This window comes from Agrobacterium sp. M50-1, from assembly GCF_049843495.1.
In the GTDB taxonomy this organism is placed as follows: Bacteria; Pseudomonadota; Alphaproteobacteria; order Rhizobiales; family Rhizobiaceae; genus Agrobacterium; species Agrobacterium radiobacter.
In genome coordinates, this window is the sequence record NZ_JBBHZH010000006.1 from 63,838 (window position 1) to 78,140 (window position 14,303).

The 14,303-nt window shown below is 57.8% G+C and carries 12 protein-coding genes; 9 read left to right on the top strand and 3 right to left on the bottom strand.

The window, feature by feature from the left end; all coding sequences use genetic code 11:
* Positions 1–17: 17 nt before the first annotated feature.
* Together WDZ78_RS15460 and WDZ78_RS15465 are read left to right on the top strand one after the other, a co-directional pair.
* The gene (locus WDZ78_RS15460) at positions 18–812 is read left to right on the top strand and encodes a ParA family protein (protein ID WP_003505322.1); all 795 of its coding nucleotides are present in this window, start codon (positions 18–20) and stop codon (positions 810–812) included.
* A 30-nt stretch (positions 813–842) separates the two neighbouring features.
* Positions 843–1,724: a ParB/RepB/Spo0J family partition protein gene (locus WDZ78_RS15465; protein WP_003505321.1), complete on the top strand. Its 882-nt coding sequence runs from the start codon at positions 843–845 to the stop codon at positions 1,722–1,724.
* A gap of 58 nt (positions 1,725–1,782) precedes the next feature.
* On the opposite strand, the gene WDZ78_RS15470 is transcribed toward WDZ78_RS15465, so the two are convergent.
* Complete coding sequence (locus tag WDZ78_RS15470) at positions 1,783–1,995, bottom strand: DUF1674 domain-containing protein (RefSeq protein ID WP_425673514.1); 213 nt, start codon at positions 1,993–1,995, stop codon at positions 1,783–1,785.
* A 116-nt stretch (positions 1,996–2,111) separates the two neighbouring features.
* Between WDZ78_RS15470 and htpX the strand changes: the two genes are divergently transcribed.
* The 4 genes from htpX to purH all read left to right on the top strand — a co-directional run bounded on the left by htpX (position 2,112) and on the right by purH (position 8,021).
* Positions 2,112–3,077, top strand: a complete 966-nt coding sequence (gene htpX / locus WDZ78_RS15475; RefSeq protein ID WP_425673515.1) for a zinc metalloprotease HtpX — start codon at positions 2,112–2,114, stop codon at positions 3,075–3,077.
* The gene (locus WDZ78_RS15480; protein WP_425673516.1) at positions 3,074–4,459 is read left to right on the top strand and encodes an RsmB/NOP family class I SAM-dependent RNA methyltransferase; all 1,386 of its coding nucleotides are present in this window, start codon (positions 3,074–3,076) and stop codon (positions 4,457–4,459) included. Before htpX ends, WDZ78_RS15480 begins: the two co-directional genes overlap by 4 nt.
* A 125-nt stretch (positions 4,460–4,584) precedes the next feature.
* On the top strand, positions 4,585–6,252 hold the full coding sequence (locus WDZ78_RS15485) for a heparinase II/III family protein (RefSeq protein ID WP_425673657.1): 1,668 nt from the start codon (positions 4,585–4,587) through the stop codon (positions 6,250–6,252).
* Positions 6,253–6,404: 152 nt separating this feature from the next.
* Entirely contained in the window at positions 6,405–8,021 is a 1,617-nt protein-coding gene (purH, locus tag WDZ78_RS15490; protein WP_020010716.1) for a bifunctional phosphoribosylaminoimidazolecarboxamide formyltransferase/IMP cyclohydrolase, read from the top strand.
* Positions 8,022–8,108: 87 nt separating this feature from the next.
* Here purH and WDZ78_RS15495 read toward each other — a convergent pair whose 3' ends face one another.
* Together WDZ78_RS15495 and WDZ78_RS15500 are read right to left on the bottom strand one after the other, a co-directional pair.
* Positions 8,109–9,641 carry a UxaA family hydrolase gene (locus tag WDZ78_RS15495; RefSeq protein ID WP_425673517.1) on the bottom strand — a complete coding sequence of 511 codons (1,533 nt, stop codon included), beginning with the start codon at positions 9,639–9,641 and terminating at the stop codon, positions 8,109–8,111.
* Positions 9,642–9,685: 44 nt separating this feature from the next.
* Positions 9,686–10,378 carry a FadR/GntR family transcriptional regulator gene (locus WDZ78_RS15500; RefSeq protein WP_003505313.1) on the bottom strand — a complete coding sequence of 231 codons (693 nt, stop codon included), beginning with the start codon at positions 10,376–10,378 and terminating at the stop codon, positions 9,686–9,688.
* Between the two features lie 255 nt (positions 10,379–10,633).
* Here WDZ78_RS15500 and WDZ78_RS15505 point away from each other — a divergent pair, with 255 nt between their 5' ends.
* The 3 genes from WDZ78_RS15505 (at position 10,634) to WDZ78_RS15515 (ending at position 14,247) form a co-directional block, all read left to right on the top strand.
* Positions 10,634–12,199: a sugar ABC transporter ATP-binding protein gene (locus WDZ78_RS15505; RefSeq protein WP_020010718.1), complete on the top strand. Its 1,566-nt coding sequence runs from the start codon at positions 10,634–10,636 to the stop codon at positions 12,197–12,199.
* Positions 12,200–12,207: 8 nt separating this feature from the next.
* Positions 12,208–13,230 carry an ABC transporter permease gene (locus WDZ78_RS15510; protein WP_003505311.1) on the top strand — a complete coding sequence of 341 codons (1,023 nt, stop codon included), beginning with the start codon at positions 12,208–12,210 and terminating at the stop codon, positions 13,228–13,230.
* A gap of 75 nt (positions 13,231–13,305) precedes the next feature.
* The gene (locus WDZ78_RS15515; protein ID WP_425673518.1) at positions 13,306–14,247 is read left to right on the top strand and encodes an ABC transporter substrate-binding protein; all 942 of its coding nucleotides are present in this window, start codon (positions 13,306–13,308) and stop codon (positions 14,245–14,247) included.
* The last annotated feature ends 56 nt before the right edge of the window (positions 14,248–14,303 follow it).

The window sequence follows — 14,303 nt, forward strand, 5'->3', positions numbered from 1 at the left end:
AACTGGCCAGGTGCGGTATGACTTTTGAAAAAAACCGGATTATCGCAGTTGCTAACCAGAAAGGTGGCGTTGGTAAAACAACCACCGCCATCAATCTGGCTACCGCGCTGGCGGCTATTGGTGAGCGGGTGCTGATCGTAGATCTGGACCCGCAGGGGAATGCGAGTACCGGCCTTGGAATCGATCGCAAGGAGCGCAAGCTTTCGTCCTATGATCTTCTGGTGGGGGATCATGGCGTTGCGGAAGTCGCTGTTCCCACGGCGGTTCCTAATCTCGATATAGTGCCTTCCACGATGGATTTGCTCGGTTTCGAGATGCAGGTCGCGAATGTTTCCAACCGCGTTTTTCTATTGCGCGCAGCCATGGAAACACAGGAAGCCAGAGGTTACTCCTATATTCTCGTTGACTGCCCCCCTTCTTTCAATCTTCTGACCATGAATGCCATGACGGCGGCGCATTCTGTATTAGTGCCGTTGCAATGCGAGTTCTTCGCGCTGGAAGGCCTTAGCCAGCTGCTGGACACGGTCAGTCAGATTCGCGGGTCGGTCAACCCGCAGCTCGATATACAGGGCATCGTTCTGACGATGTTCGACGCGCGAAACAATCTTGCACAACAGGTTGTGTCCGATGTGCGTACGCATCTCGGAGAAAAGGTTTACCACACGCTCATTCCACGCAACGTGCGTGTTTCCGAGGCGCCTTCTTATGGTAAACCGGCAATTCTTTACGATCTGAAATGCGCCGGTAGCCAGGCCTATTTGCAGCTGGCGTCCGAAGTGATCCAGAGAGAGCGTCTGCGTAAAGCCGCCTGACGTTTGCCGGAATGTATGGAGTAATATCTTATGAGTGATGATCTTTCCAAGCGTCGGCTAGGGCGCGGTCTTGCTGCATTGATCGGAGAAATGGATCAACCAGTGCCGGTGGGTGAGCCTCAGCGCGCTGTTAATGCTGACCGTACCATTCCGATCGAATTCATCGCTCGCAGCCAAAGAAACCCCCGTCGTCATTTCGATGAGAATGAGTTGCAGGACCTTGCAGCTTCGATTCGGCAGCACGGAATCGTTCAGCCTGTGGTCGTGAGAACGGTTGGAGTCAACCGTTACGAGATTATTGCGGGTGAAAGACGCTGGCGCGCAGCGCAGCTGGCAGGCTTTACCGACGTTCCCGTCATTGTTCGTGATGTGGATGACCGCACGGCGCTGGAACTGGCGATTGTCGAAAACGTACAGCGTTCAGACCTTAATCCGCTCGAAGAAGCGATGGGATATGAACAGCTGATCGCCGAACACGGCTATACGCAGAATGATCTCGGCGAAATTATCGGCAAGAGCAGAAGCCACGTTGCCAACAGCCTTAGGCTTCTCAAGCTTCCCGATCCGGTACGTGATATGCTGGCGGATGGTTCGCTTTCCGCAGGTCACGCGCGTGCGCTTGTTTCCACATCCGATCCGGCGACGCTTGCGAAAACAATCGTGTCCAAGGGACTTTCGGTGCGTGATGCCGAGCGCCTGGCGCAGAATGATATCAAGTCGCAGGGTGATGTCGCGGAGAAGCGACCTGCTGCGGAAAAGGATTCCGACACGATCGCGCTTGAACGCAGCTTATCCGATGCTCTCGGACTCGATGTGAAGATCAGCCACAAAGGTGGATCCGGGCAGATCCGTATCGGTTACCGGACATTGGAACAGCTTGAAGCGGTATGCCGTCTTCTTGAGCAAAAGTAGTAACTAATTGTTTTAATTATAAAATACCCGCCTTTGGCGGGTATTTTTGTTTGTGGTCTCAAAAATCGATGGCCCGGCCCTTTATTTCGTAATCACCGAAACGTACGGGTTCAGCGCCGCCGCGACCGCCGGTTTCCGGCGGCAACTGGAGATCCGCCTGTTGTCTGCGGCGTTCTTCCGCTTCCTTCAAAGCCCGTTGAGCCGCCGGCGACAGCTGCTTGGCCCTTTCCAGGCTGCCGTCCGTGGCATTGTCATTGTCCGCATTTTGCATGAAATCCTCCCTATGACGGGATATTGAAATACGTTTTCCGCTTACCAGATTATATAATCTGATTGGCTTTATAAACCCCGGAATATTCCCGGTGAGTGAGAAGGAGAGTTTAACGGATGAACATGATGCGCACGGCAATGCTTCTGGCCTTCATGACCGCATTGTTCATGGGTGTCGGTTTTCTGATTGGCGGCAAGGGCGGCATGATGATTGCGCTGCTTATTGCGGCCGGTATGAATCTTTTCTCCTACTGGAATTCTGACAAAATGGTCCTCTCCGCCTATCATGCGCGGGAGATTGATGAGGCCAATGCGCCCGAGTTTTTTCATATGATCCGCGATCTGTCGCAGAATGCCGGCCTGCCAATGCCGAAGGTCTATATCTACGACAGCCCGCAGCCCAACGCCTTCGCGACTGGACGAAATCCGCAGAACGCCGCTGTTGCGGCTTCCACCGGGTTGCTGGAGCGTCTGACCCCTGAGGAAGTGGCCGGTGTCATGGCGCATGAACTCGCGCATGTGCAGAACCGGGATACGCTGACAATGACAATCACCGCCACGCTGGCTGGCGCGATCTCCATGCTCGGCAATTTTGCCTTCTTCTTTGGCGGTAATCGGGAGAACAACAACAATCCACTGGGATTTATCGGTGTGCTGGTTGCGATGATCGTCGCGCCGCTGGCGGCAATGCTGGTGCAGATGGCGATCAGTCGCACGCGGGAATATTCCGCAGACCGACGCGGCGCGGAAATCTGTGGTAACCCGCTCTGGCTTGCCTCCGCCCTGCAGAAGATTTCGGGCATGGCGCAGCGCATTCACAATGACGATGCGGAGCGTAACCCGGCAACGGCGCATATGTTCATCATCAATCCGCTTTCCGGCGAGCGTATGGACAATCTCTTTTCCACGCATCCGAACACGGAAAACCGCGTGGCGGCGCTGCAGGCCATGGCGCAGGAGTTTTCTCCGCGAGGATCGACGCCGCAGCCCTCGGGTGATAGACCTCTGCGCAAATCAGGCTCTGTTCCCAAAACAGGCTGGGGACAAGCCAATGAAAACGAGCGCAAGGGGCCGTGGTCTTGACATCCGATATTCAGAATAAGCCGGCGCGGTCCAGAAAACCGAGACCGGCAAATGGGAGGGGCCGTGAAGACGGCCCTTCGTCTTTCCAGGATAAGCCGGGCCTTGCCGCGCGCATTGCCGCCACCCGCATTCTGGCGGCCGTTCTGGAAAAGAAGACCTCGCTGGATGGGATGCTTGATAGCGAGAACGGCAATCCCGTCTATCGAGCCCTATCGCTTGCCGACCGGGCGCTGGTAAGGGCCATCGTCAACAGCGCGCTTCGCCACCTGCCCCGGATTGAAACGGCATTATCGATATTGCTCGATGGGCCGCTGCCGCAGGGCGCGCGATCGCTGCATCACGTCCTTGTCGTCGGTGCGGCCCAGATACTTTACCTCGACGTGCCTGATCATTCCGCTGTCGATCTCGCCGTGGAGCAAGCTCACCGCGATCCGCGTAACCGGCGTTTCGTGAAGCTGGTGAATGCCGTTCTCAGAAGGCTCGGTCGTGAAAAAGCGGAGATCGAAAAGGCTGTCGCCGATGTTCCCGTGCTGCCGGACTGGTTCTACGCGCGGCTGGTTTCGGCTTACGGGAATGAGGTAGCTCAAAGGATTTCCCAGGCGCAGCTGACGCCCTCCTCCATTGATCTCACGATCAAGGCGTATCCCGCTCTTTGGGCGGAGAAACTGGGCGGTACGCTGATGCCGAATGGCAGCGTGCGACTAGGTGAATTTGAGGGGCAGATTCCATCGCTCGAAGGTTTCGCCGAGGGTGCATGGTGGGTTCAGGATCTTGCGGCGAGCATGCCTGTCAGGCTGCTGGGCGATATCTCAGGCAAGCGTGTCGCCGATCTGTGCGCGGCCCCGGGCGGCAAGACTGCCCAGCTTGCGCTGGCGGGCGCCAGGGTGACGGCGCTGGATCAGTCCGGCAACCGTCTTCGTCGCCTTAGGGAAAATCTCGATCGACTTGGCTTAAATGCCGAGACGGTGGAGGCGAATATGCTGAAGTATCAGCCAGAACAGCTATTTGACGCGGTTCTCCTTGATGCGCCCTGTTCTTCCACCGGGACACTTCGCAAACATCCTGATGTCTGCTGGACCAAGGATGAGAACGATATCGCCAAATTGGCCGCTCTTCAGGGCCAGATGCTGCGGCAGGCGTTGACCCTTGTTGTTCCCGGCGGTCTCGTGGTCTTCTCCAATTGCTCCCTTGATCCTTCCGAAGGGGAGGAGATGATTGCTCAGGTTCTGGCGGAAAATCCCGGCGTGGAGCGCGTTGCCGTGCGCCGCGAGGATTGGCCCGGAATGGAAGCGGCTATCAACGCCGATGGCGATCTTCGCACGACGCCTGATATGTTCGGCGGCGTCGATGGGTTTTTTAGCAGTGTCTTGCGTAAGAAGTAGAAAAAAGCCAAGCTCTCGCGAATCATTAGATATTTATCGAAAACGTTCCGGTCGTCGCGGTTCACTGATAAAAACAAAACATGTGAAACGGGAAACACAGCTTGTTAGGGTCCTTTGCAGGCAGCATGAATGCCGCCGGTCTTCTGTCGCGGATGGCGTATCGTCATCTGTGTGTCGGCCTTACGCCTTTGCGCCTGCATGTGTCGCGATTTGCCAATCGTGTACCCGACGGTCTGGTGGCGGCGCCGACCGATCTCAGAGCCATCGATCCCTATTTCGCCGAGGAATTGTTGCGGGGCCGTATCGCGCTGGCCGGGCGTGTCGTCGAAACCGGCGGCGCTTCGCCTTTTCAAGTGGACTACCCTTCGGCAGTTTTTGAAGAACGGCTGCATGCATTCACCTGGCTGCGGCATATTCGTTCCGATAAATCGAGCGAGGCGTGCAAGCGGGCTCGCCGCATCGTCGCCGAATGGATGGTGCTTCATGGCAAACGGCTTGCGGGTATCGCCTGGTCGCCGGAAATCGCGGCGCAGAGGCTGATAGCCTGGCTCTCGCACTCTCCGGTGGTTTTATACGAGGCCGATGCCGGTTTTTATCGCCGTTTCCTGAAAAGCCTTGCCTTTCATGTGCGGTATCTCGAAAGAATCGTCAAACATGCGCCTGACGGTGAAGCGCGGTTGAGGATAAGAATCGCGCTTGCCATGGCCTCCATCGCCATGCCTACGCGCCAGTCGCGGATTACCCGGAACGGAATGAAGCTGGCTCAGGAAATGGAACGCCAGATTCTGCCCGATGGCGGGCATGTTTCCCGCAACCCACGGGTCATGCTGGATTTGCTGCTCGATCTCCTGCCGCTGCGACAAAGTTATATCAATCTCGGCCATGATCTGCCCTCAGGTCTGGTGCCGGCGATAGACCGCATGTTTCCGGCGATCCGGTTCTTCCGGCATCAGGGCGGCGATCTCGCGCTGTTCAACGGCGCCACAGCCACACTGGCCAATGAGCTTGTTTCCGTGCTGCGCTATGATGAAACCGCCGGCCGGCCTTCCAAAGTCCTGCCGGATGTGAACTACCACCGGCTTGCGACGGACGATACGGTCATCATCGTCGATACGGGGTATCCCGCTTCTGCGGAGCTTTCACGTAATGCCCATTCGGGTTGCCTGTCTTTTGAAATGTCCTGCGGCAAGAACCGCTTCATCGTCAATTCAGGCTTTCCGCGAAATGCCGCGCCGGAATATCAGCGGGCCAGCCGTTCCACGGCCGCGCATTCCGCCGTCACGCTTGCGGATACATCATCCTGCAGACTGTCGCGCTCGCGGCTGCTTGGTCCGATCATGGTATCTGGCGTCAGCCATGTCGACAGCCGGCGTGGAACGGATGCAAATGGCAATGACATCCTGTGGGCGTCTCATGACGGTTATTTGCAGAATTTCGGCTGCTATCACGAGCGGAAAATAGAATTGAATGCGGCCGGTACCAAGATAAAGGGACGGGATCTGCTTCGGGCTGATGAGAACGCGGCAAAAACGCAATTGCAGTCGATCTCGGCTGTTTCGCGTTTCCACATTCATCCTCACATTCAGCTGCATCAGCGGGACGAAGAGGCGGTCTACCTGGAGGCGGCGGATGGAACCGTCTGGCTGTTTTCGGCGCCCGGGCTGGAGCTTTTTGTCACCGAGGATGTCTTCATGGCCGATGCGTCCGGCATGCGGCCGTCGCAGCAGATCGAGCTCCCCTTCAATCTTGCGAATACGCGGGAAATCCGCTGGCTGATCGAACGCCAGGCCTAGGAAATTTCCAGCGGTGCGGGGCAAAAACCGCCATAGTTTACGCCGTTCGGCATCCCCGCTGTTTATTAATCCGGTAAGCTGTGTTAACGCGGCGGCAATTGCTGGATCAATCCCATTCCAGCCTGTCCTCCCTGTTAAACGGAGTATGCCTGATGGCCGTCGTGTCCAAAAAAATCCCCGCCCCCGATAAGGTCAAAATCCGCACGGCGCTTCTTTCCGTGTCCGACAAGACTGACATTATCGAGCTGGCGACGGTTCTGTCGAAGCTTGGCGTCAAGCTCCTGTCGACCGGTGGTACGGCGAAAGCCATTGCGGAAGCAGGCCTGCCGGTAACGGATGTCTCCGACGTGACGAATTTTCCTGAGATCATGGATGGCCGCGTCAAGACGCTGCACCCCAATGTCCATGGCGGCCTGTTGGCCATTCGCGATGACGCGGAGCATATTGAAGCGATGAAGGCGCACGGTATAGAGGCGATCGATCTCTCGGTCATCAATCTCTATCCCTTCGAGGAAGTTCGCGCCAAGGGCGGCGATTATCCGACGACGGTCGAAAACATCGATATTGGTGGTCCGGCGATGATCCGGGCTTCCGCCAAGAACCATGCCTATGTCACTGTTGTCACCGATCCGTCCGACTACCCTGACCTGGTTGAAGCCTTGCAGGCTGATGACGGCCAGACATCCTATGCGCTGCGCCAGCGTTTCGCCGCCAAGGCCTATGCCCGCACTGCTGCCTATGATGCGGTGATTTCCAACTGGTTCGCTGAGGCGCTCGCGATCGAGACGCCGGATTACCGCGCCATCGGCGGCGTGCTGAAGGAAAAGATGCGCTATGGCGAAAACCCGCATCAGAGCGCCGGTTTCTACCTGACGGGCGAAAAGCGCCCTGGCGTGGCGACCGCCACTCTGCTTCAGGGCAAGCAGCTTTCCTACAACAACATCAATGATACGGACGCAGCTTACGAGCTCGTGGCGGAATTCCTGCCGGAAAACGCGCCGGCCGTGGCCATCATCAAGCACGCCAATCCCTGTGGTGTGGCGACGGGCCCGACACTTGCCGAAGCCTATCGGCGCGCGCTGGCATGTGATTCCGTGTCAGCCTTTGGCGGCGTCATCGCCTTGAACCGCACGCTGGATGCGGAAACGGCAGAAGAGATCGTCAAGCTTTTCACGGAAGTCATCATCGCACCCGACGTGACGGAAGAAGCCAAGTCCATCGTCGCCCGCAAGCCCAACCTGCGCCTGCTGACCGCCGGCGGCCTGCCTGATCCGCGCGCAGCCGGGATTACGGCCAAGACCGTTTCGGGCGGCCTTCTGGTGCAGAGCCGTGACAATGGCATGGTTGAAGATCTGGACCTTCAGGTCGTTACCAAGCGTGCGCCGACGCCGCAGGAACTTGAAGATATGAAATTTGCCTTCAAGATCGCCAAGCATGTGAAGTCTAATGCCGTCATTTACGCCAAGGACGGGCAGACCGCGGGTATCGGCGCAGGCCAGATGAGCCGTGTGGATTCCGCCCGTATCGCTGCCCAGAAGGCGGAAGATGCCGCCAAGGCTCTTGGCCTTGCCGAACCGTTGACACGCGGCTCCGCCGTCGCTTCGGAGGCATTTTATCCCTTTGCCGACGGCTTGCTCGCTGCGATTGCCGCAGGCGCCACCGCTGTCATCCAGCCGGGCGGCTCCATGCGCGATCAGGAAGTGATCGACGCCGCGAATGAGCATAATGTGGCGATGGTCTTTACCGGCATGCGCCACTTCCGCCACTAAGCGCGGAAACAACCAGGAATAACGAAGGCCCGGAAACTGATTTCCGGGCCTTTTGTTTCACGTGGGACAATCTTGGCGCCACAGGGTTCAGGTCACGGCCCCAACCTGCCACGGCACAAATTCATTGTCGCCGTAGTCGTAGATCTCGCTGACGGTCTTGTCGCCGGAAGCCACCGCCAGAATATGCTCAAAAATTCGTTTGCCGGATTCTTCGATGGTTTCAGCGCCGGTAACGATCTCGCCGCAATTGATATCCATGTCTTCCTTCATGTGTTCATACATTTCGGAGTTGGTGGCGATCTTGATGCAGGGAGCCGGCTTGAAGCCCGAAACCGAGCCGCGGCCGGTGGTGAAACAGATGACGTTGCAGCCGCCGGCAACCTGGCCGGTGACGGCAACGGGATCGTAGCCTGGCGTATCCATGAAGACGAAACCCTGCTCCGTCACGGTCTCGGCGAATTCATAAACAGCCTTCAGCGGCATGGAGCCGCCCTTGGCGACTGCGCCCAGCGATTTTTCGAGAATGGTGGTCAGGCCGCCGAGCTTGTTGCCGTGGGAGGGGTTGTTGTTGAGTTCATCGCCGTTACGGGCGGTATAATCCCGCCACCAGTCGATACGCTGCAAGAGCTTCTCGGCGACGGCAGGGGTGACGGCGCGCTTCGTTAACAGGTGTTCGGCGCCGTAAATCTCTGGCGTTTCGGAGAGGACTGTGGTGCCGCCGTTACGGACGATGAGGTCGGAGGCATAACCCAGGGCCGGGTTGGCGGAAATGCCGGAATAACCATCCGAACCACCGCATTCCAGCGCCACCTTCAGCTTGGAGAGTGGCTGCTCGGTGCGGCTGGCGGCGTTGACCATCGGCAGCATGGCCTTGATCTCTGCAATCGCGGCGTCGATCGTCTTGCGGGTGCCGCCATGCTGCTGGATCGTCATGGTGCGCAGTCGCTCACCCTCTTCCATCTTGTAATGTTCGAGGATGGGGGCGATCTGGTTGGTTTCACAGCCGAGGCCGATCAGCAGAATGCCGCCGAAGTTGGGATGACGGGCATAACCCTGAATGGTGCGGATCAGCAGGCGATAACCTTCCGATTTCGTATTCAGCGCACAGCCGCCGCCATGGGTCAGCGCCACGACGCCATCGACATTGTCGAAACCATCTAGGCCGCCCTGCTTGTTAAAATAATCGGCGATGTAACGCGACACCGTGGCGGAACAGTTCACCGAAGCGATGACGCCGATATAGTTTCGTGTTCCGACGCCGCCGAGGCCGCGGTCAAACCCCTTGAAGGTCCGGCGCTCGGCTTCCGGCAGCATACCCTTTTCTTCAATGTCGACACTGAACTGATGCGCGTGCTCGGAAGGCACCATGGCGAGATTGTGCAGGTGAACATGTCGGCCGGGCTCGATATCCTGCGTGGCGATACCGATCACCTGTCCGTATTTCAGCACCTCGTCTCCGGATTTGATGAGTTTGAGGGCGACCTTGTGCCCGCGCCCGATCAGCTCGAGCGCCGCCAGATCTCCCCTGCCCGTTGCGCCGCCGGCCGGAATGGACCGACGCGCCACCGCGACATTGTCATTGGCGTTCAGCAAAATGGTCGCCTCGGAATTCTCACTCACGGGTTATCCTCCTCCCGGTATATATTGCCTGCTATGTTTCAAAATCAGCTTTCCACCCAGCGCCTCTTCGAACCTTCCAGATGGGTATGCATGGCCGCCTGCGCCAGCAGCGGGTCTTTAAGCTCAAGCGCCGCCAGAATGGCTTCATGTTCCTGAAGCGCATGTGTCCAGGTATCGCGGTCTTCAAATTTTACGCGAAGCTGGGCCGAAATGGGGCTGTGGCGTTCATCGAAGAGGTTCGCCACCATTCGGGCCAGAACGCTGTTACCGGATTGTTCGGCTATGGTGACGTGAAATAGCCGGTCCTGATCTAGAGGTTTGCGACCGGCCTCGATTTCCCTTTGCATGGTGTTGAGTATCTGGCGGAGGGTAGCGATCGTCTCATCGGTCATCCGGCTTGCCGCCAGCACGATGGTCGCGCCCTCCAGCGCGGCCCGTGCCTGCATCAGTTCGGAGGGGCTGTCGCCAAGGGATTTTGTATGATGGGTTGTCTGCAGAGCTTCCGCCGATACATAGACGCCGGACCCCATGCGAATTTCGACGGTGTTGTCGATTTCAAGCGCAATCAGCGCCTCGCGCAACGAAGGCCTTGATACGCCGAGCTTCTGGGCCAGTTCCCGTTCGGCGGGAAGCCGCGTACCGGGTAGGAATTCACCCATATCGATGAGTTCACGTATCTGGTCCGCAATCTGCTGATAAAGCCTGCGCGGTTCCGCTATTTTGGCCTGACCACTCATGTGTTTTCCGACGAGCCCTCTCTTCAATCCGTATTTGGCCTTACCGTAACGCCAAGCGTATCAATGCGCAAGGAATTACTTAATTATATGAAAATAAATGACTATTATCGATATAGTTTCGATATGCTGTTTCCGTTTCGAATGTGGGTTCGCAAATTTTGGCCTAATTGGCTTGACCATTCTGAAAAACCGGCCTAACCATTTGACCTGTTCATGAACCCCGGTGGAGCGGGGATACGGGTGGGAGGTTTCCAGATGTCGCAGGGCGCATCGACAGTTCGGGGCGATTTTTCGCCTGAGGAGATGGCGCGCGCGGAGCGTTCGACCCTTCTGCGTCTCGACAATATCAGCAAGGAATTTCCGGGCGTCAAAGCGCTGTCCAACGTGCATTTTGATTTGCGCGGCGGTGAAGTGCATGCCGTCTGCGGTGAGAATGGTGCGGGAAAATCGACGCTGATGAAAATCATCAGCGGCGTTTATCAGCCGAGCGACGGCACGATCCTGCACAAGGGCGTGAAGGTGCAATATGCATCGCCGCTCGAATCCGAAGCCGCCGGCATCGCCATCATTCACCAGGAACTCAACCTCGTTCCGCATCTTTCCGTCGCCGAGAACATCTATCTTGCGCGCGAACCGCGTCGCGGTTTCCTCGTTGACCGCAAGAAGCTGCGTCTCGATGCCAAGCGCTGTCTCGACCGGCTGGGTGTTGATATCAACCCCGACCAGATCGTCCGCGGCCTTTCGGTCGCCCAATGTCAGATGGTGGAGATTGCCAAGGCGCTGTCGCTCGATGCGGAAGTGCTCATCATGGATGAGCCGACCTCTTCGCTGACCGAGCAGGAAACCCGCCTTCTCTTCAAGGTTATCCGGGACCTGAAGGCCTCCGGCGTCGGCATCGTTTACATTTCCCATCGTCTCGATGAAATGGCCGAGATCGTCGACCGTGTGACGGTGCTGCGTGACGGACGTTATATTTCGACCGACGATTTCGCCTCGATTACCGTCGATGACATCGTCACCCGCATGGTCGGGCGTTCGCTGGAAGATAAATTCCCCGAGCGCACCTCGCGCCCAACGGAAGACATCATCTTCTCCGTTGAAGGTCTGACCCGCAATGGCGTGTTCAGCGATGTGAGCTTTTCGCTGCGACGTGGTGAAATCCTCGGTTTTGCCGGACTTATGGGCGCGGGACGAACGGAAGTCGCGCGGGCGATCTTCGGGGCCGATTCGCTTGATGCCGGCAAGATCACCTTCAATGGGCGCGAGCTTTCGATCAGCTCGCCGCAGGACGCAATCGAAGAAGGTATTGCCTATCTCTCGGAAGACCGCAAAAGCGATGGGCTTGCCATCAAGATGTCGGTGGCGGCCAATACGACGCTTGCCAATCTCGGCGAGGTTTCCAACCGTTTCGGGCTGATCGACTTCAAGAAGCACGACGATGTCGCCAGGCGCTACGTCGACCTTCTGAATATCCGCACCCCTTCGATCGCGCAGACGGTGCGGCTGCTTTCGGGCGGCAATCAGCAGAAAATCATCATCGGCAAATGGCTGTTTCGCCAGTCGCGCGTGCTGTTCTTCGATGAGCCGACACGCGGCATCGATGTCGGCGCCAAATTCGCGATCTACAAGATCATGGACGAGCTGGCCGCACAGGGCATCGGCGTTGTTCTCATCAGTTCGGAACTGCCGGAAATTCTGGGGCTGACGGATCGCATCGCGGTCTTCCATCAGGGCCGCATCACGGGCGTACTCGAAACCGCCAAGACCAATCAGGAAGAAATCATGCGGTATGCGTCCGGTTACGGCCGGGCCGCGCAGTGAGGAACGACATGGCCAATATTGCAGAACCCAAGAAGAGCTTTGCTGTCAGCGACCGCCAGAAGGACATCATCCAGAAGTTTGCTGCGCTCGGCAGCCTGTTCGCTCTCGTCGCGGTCTTCTCCGCCACCAGCAGCGCCTTCTTCACCGTCAATAACGGCATGACGATTGCGTTGCAGGTCACCTCCATTGCTCTGCTCGGCATTGGTGCAACCTGTGTTATCATCACCGGTGGCATCGATCTTTCGGTCGGTTCGGTGCTGGCGCTCGCCGGTGTGGTCGCCGCCCTTGCGGTGAAGGAACTCGGCATGCCGGTGCCGATCGGCATGCTGCTCGGCATTCTGACGGGATCGCTCTGTGGTTTCATCAACGGGCTGCTGGTCACGCGTTTCAAGCTACCGCCCTTCATCGCCACCCTCGGCATGATGCTGATCGCCCGTGGCGTGGCGCTGCAGATCACCGGTGCGCGCGCCGTTTCAGGCCTTGGCGAATCCTTCGGCGAACTTGGCAACGGCGCCCTCTTCCGCATCGTTAATATCGGTGACGACGGCTTTCCGAATGTCGTTTTCCCCGGCATTCCTTATCCCGTCATCCTGATGGTTGTGATTGCGCTTGCGGTTTCCTTCATGCTCAACCGCTCGATCCTCGGCCGCCACATCTATGCCGTGGGCTCCAATGCGGATGCTGCACGCCTTTCCGGTGTCAACGTCGCCCGCGTTACCAATTTCACCTACATTCTGTCCGGCACGCTCGCCGGGTTGACGGGCTGCGTGCTGATGTCTCGCCTCGTCACCGCCCAGCCGAATGAGGGCGTGATGTATGAGCTGGATGCGATTGCCAGCGCCGTTATCGGCGGCACATCGCTGATCGGCGGCGTGGGCACGATTTCCGGTACGGCCATCGGCGCCTTCGTCATCGGCATCCTGCGCAATGGTCTCAATATGAATGGCGTTTCCGCCTTCACGCAACAGATCATCATCGGCCTCGTCATTCTGGTCACCGTCTGGATCGACCAGCTGCGCAACCGCCGCTGATCAAAGGGCTGCGGACCCTTTCCGCAAAAAAGATCGGCAGGGGAGGCCCGGTATGCCGACATCACGGAGGAAGAAATGAAGAAAATTGCGACTGCCCTTCTGACATCCGCAATCGCGCTGTGGAGCGTTTCCACCGTGCAGGCCGGTGAAATCGCCGTCATCGTCAAGACCGTCAACTCCACCTTCTGGCAGAACGTCCAGAAGGGCGCCGACGCGGCGATGAAGAACTCTTCCGGCAATACCATGACCTTCCAGGGTCCGGCTGCTGAATCGGCGATTGCCGACCAGGTCAACATGGTGGAAAACGCTATCAACCGTAAGGTTGCGGGCATTGTTCTGGCACCTTCCGATCCGGATGCGCTGGTGCCTGCCGTCAAGAAGGCCTGGGAAGCCCGTATTCCCGTCGTCCTGATCGACTCGCAGCTCGCCAAGGGCTCGGAGCAATATTACCAGTCGTTCCTGGCGACCGATAACAAGAAAGCCGGCGAACTGGCAGCGCAGGCCTTGATCGACAAGGTGGGCAAAGAAGGCAAGATCGCCGTCATGTCCTATGTCGCCGGCGCCGGTTCCGAAATCGGCCGTGTCGGCGGTTTCACCGACTATATCCAGATGAACTCCAATCTGAAGATTGTCGGACCGTTCTACTCGCAGTCGCAGATGGCCACCGCGCTGAACCAGACGACCGACGTTCTGGCCGCCAATTCCGACCTCAAGGGTATTTTCGGCGCTAACGAGCCGACGGCAATCGGCGTTGGCCGCGCTCTCGCCCAGAGCGGCAAGGCCGGCAAGGTCGTCGCCATCGGCTTCGACGGCAATCAAGACCTTCAGAGCTTCGTCAAGGATGGCACGCTGGCCGGTATCGTGGTGCAGGGTTCCTATCAGATGGGTGAAAAGGGCGTAGAGACCATTTCCAAGCTCATCAACAAGGAGAAGGTTGAGAAGTTCGTCGATACCGGCGTCGTTGTTGTCACCAAGGACAATATCGAAAAGCCGGAAGCCAAGAACGTTCTTTACTGATGCATGACGGCGCGCCGCCCAGTGGCGGCGCGCCTCACCTGTTTGAGATGCGGTTT

What these genes read in the sequence shown, in the direction of transcription:
- WDZ78_RS15500 (WP_003505313.1), bottom strand. Translation starts at nt 10,378, where the DNA reads ATGAGTGGTCAGGCCAAAATAGCGGAACCGCGCAGGCTTTATCAGCAG.
- WDZ78_RS15465 (WP_003505321.1), top strand. Translation starts at nt 843, where the DNA reads ATGAGTGATGATCTTTCCAAGCGTCGGCTAGGGCGCGGTCTTGCTGCA.
- purH (WP_020010716.1), top strand. Translation starts at nt 6,405, where the DNA reads ATGGCCGTCGTGTCCAAAAAAATCCCCGCCCCCGATAAGGTCAAAATC.
- WDZ78_RS15485 (WP_425673657.1), top strand. Translation starts at nt 4,585, where the DNA reads ATGAATGCCGCCGGTCTTCTGTCGCGGATGGCGTATCGTCATCTGTGT.
- WDZ78_RS15515 (WP_425673518.1), top strand. Translation starts at nt 13,306, where the DNA reads ATGAAGAAAATTGCGACTGCCCTTCTGACATCCGCAATCGCGCTGTGG.
- WDZ78_RS15505 (WP_020010718.1), top strand. Translation starts at nt 10,634, where the DNA reads ATGTCGCAGGGCGCATCGACAGTTCGGGGCGATTTTTCGCCTGAGGAG.
- WDZ78_RS15470 (WP_425673514.1), bottom strand. Translation starts at nt 1,995, where the DNA reads ATGCAAAATGCGGACAATGACAATGCCACGGACGGCAGCCTGGAAAGG.
- WDZ78_RS15510 (WP_003505311.1), top strand. Translation starts at nt 12,208, where the DNA reads ATGGCCAATATTGCAGAACCCAAGAAGAGCTTTGCTGTCAGCGACCGC.
- WDZ78_RS15460 (WP_003505322.1), top strand. Translation starts at nt 18, where the DNA reads ATGACTTTTGAAAAAAACCGGATTATCGCAGTTGCTAACCAGAAAGGT.
- htpX (WP_425673515.1), top strand. Translation starts at nt 2,112, where the DNA reads ATGAACATGATGCGCACGGCAATGCTTCTGGCCTTCATGACCGCATTG.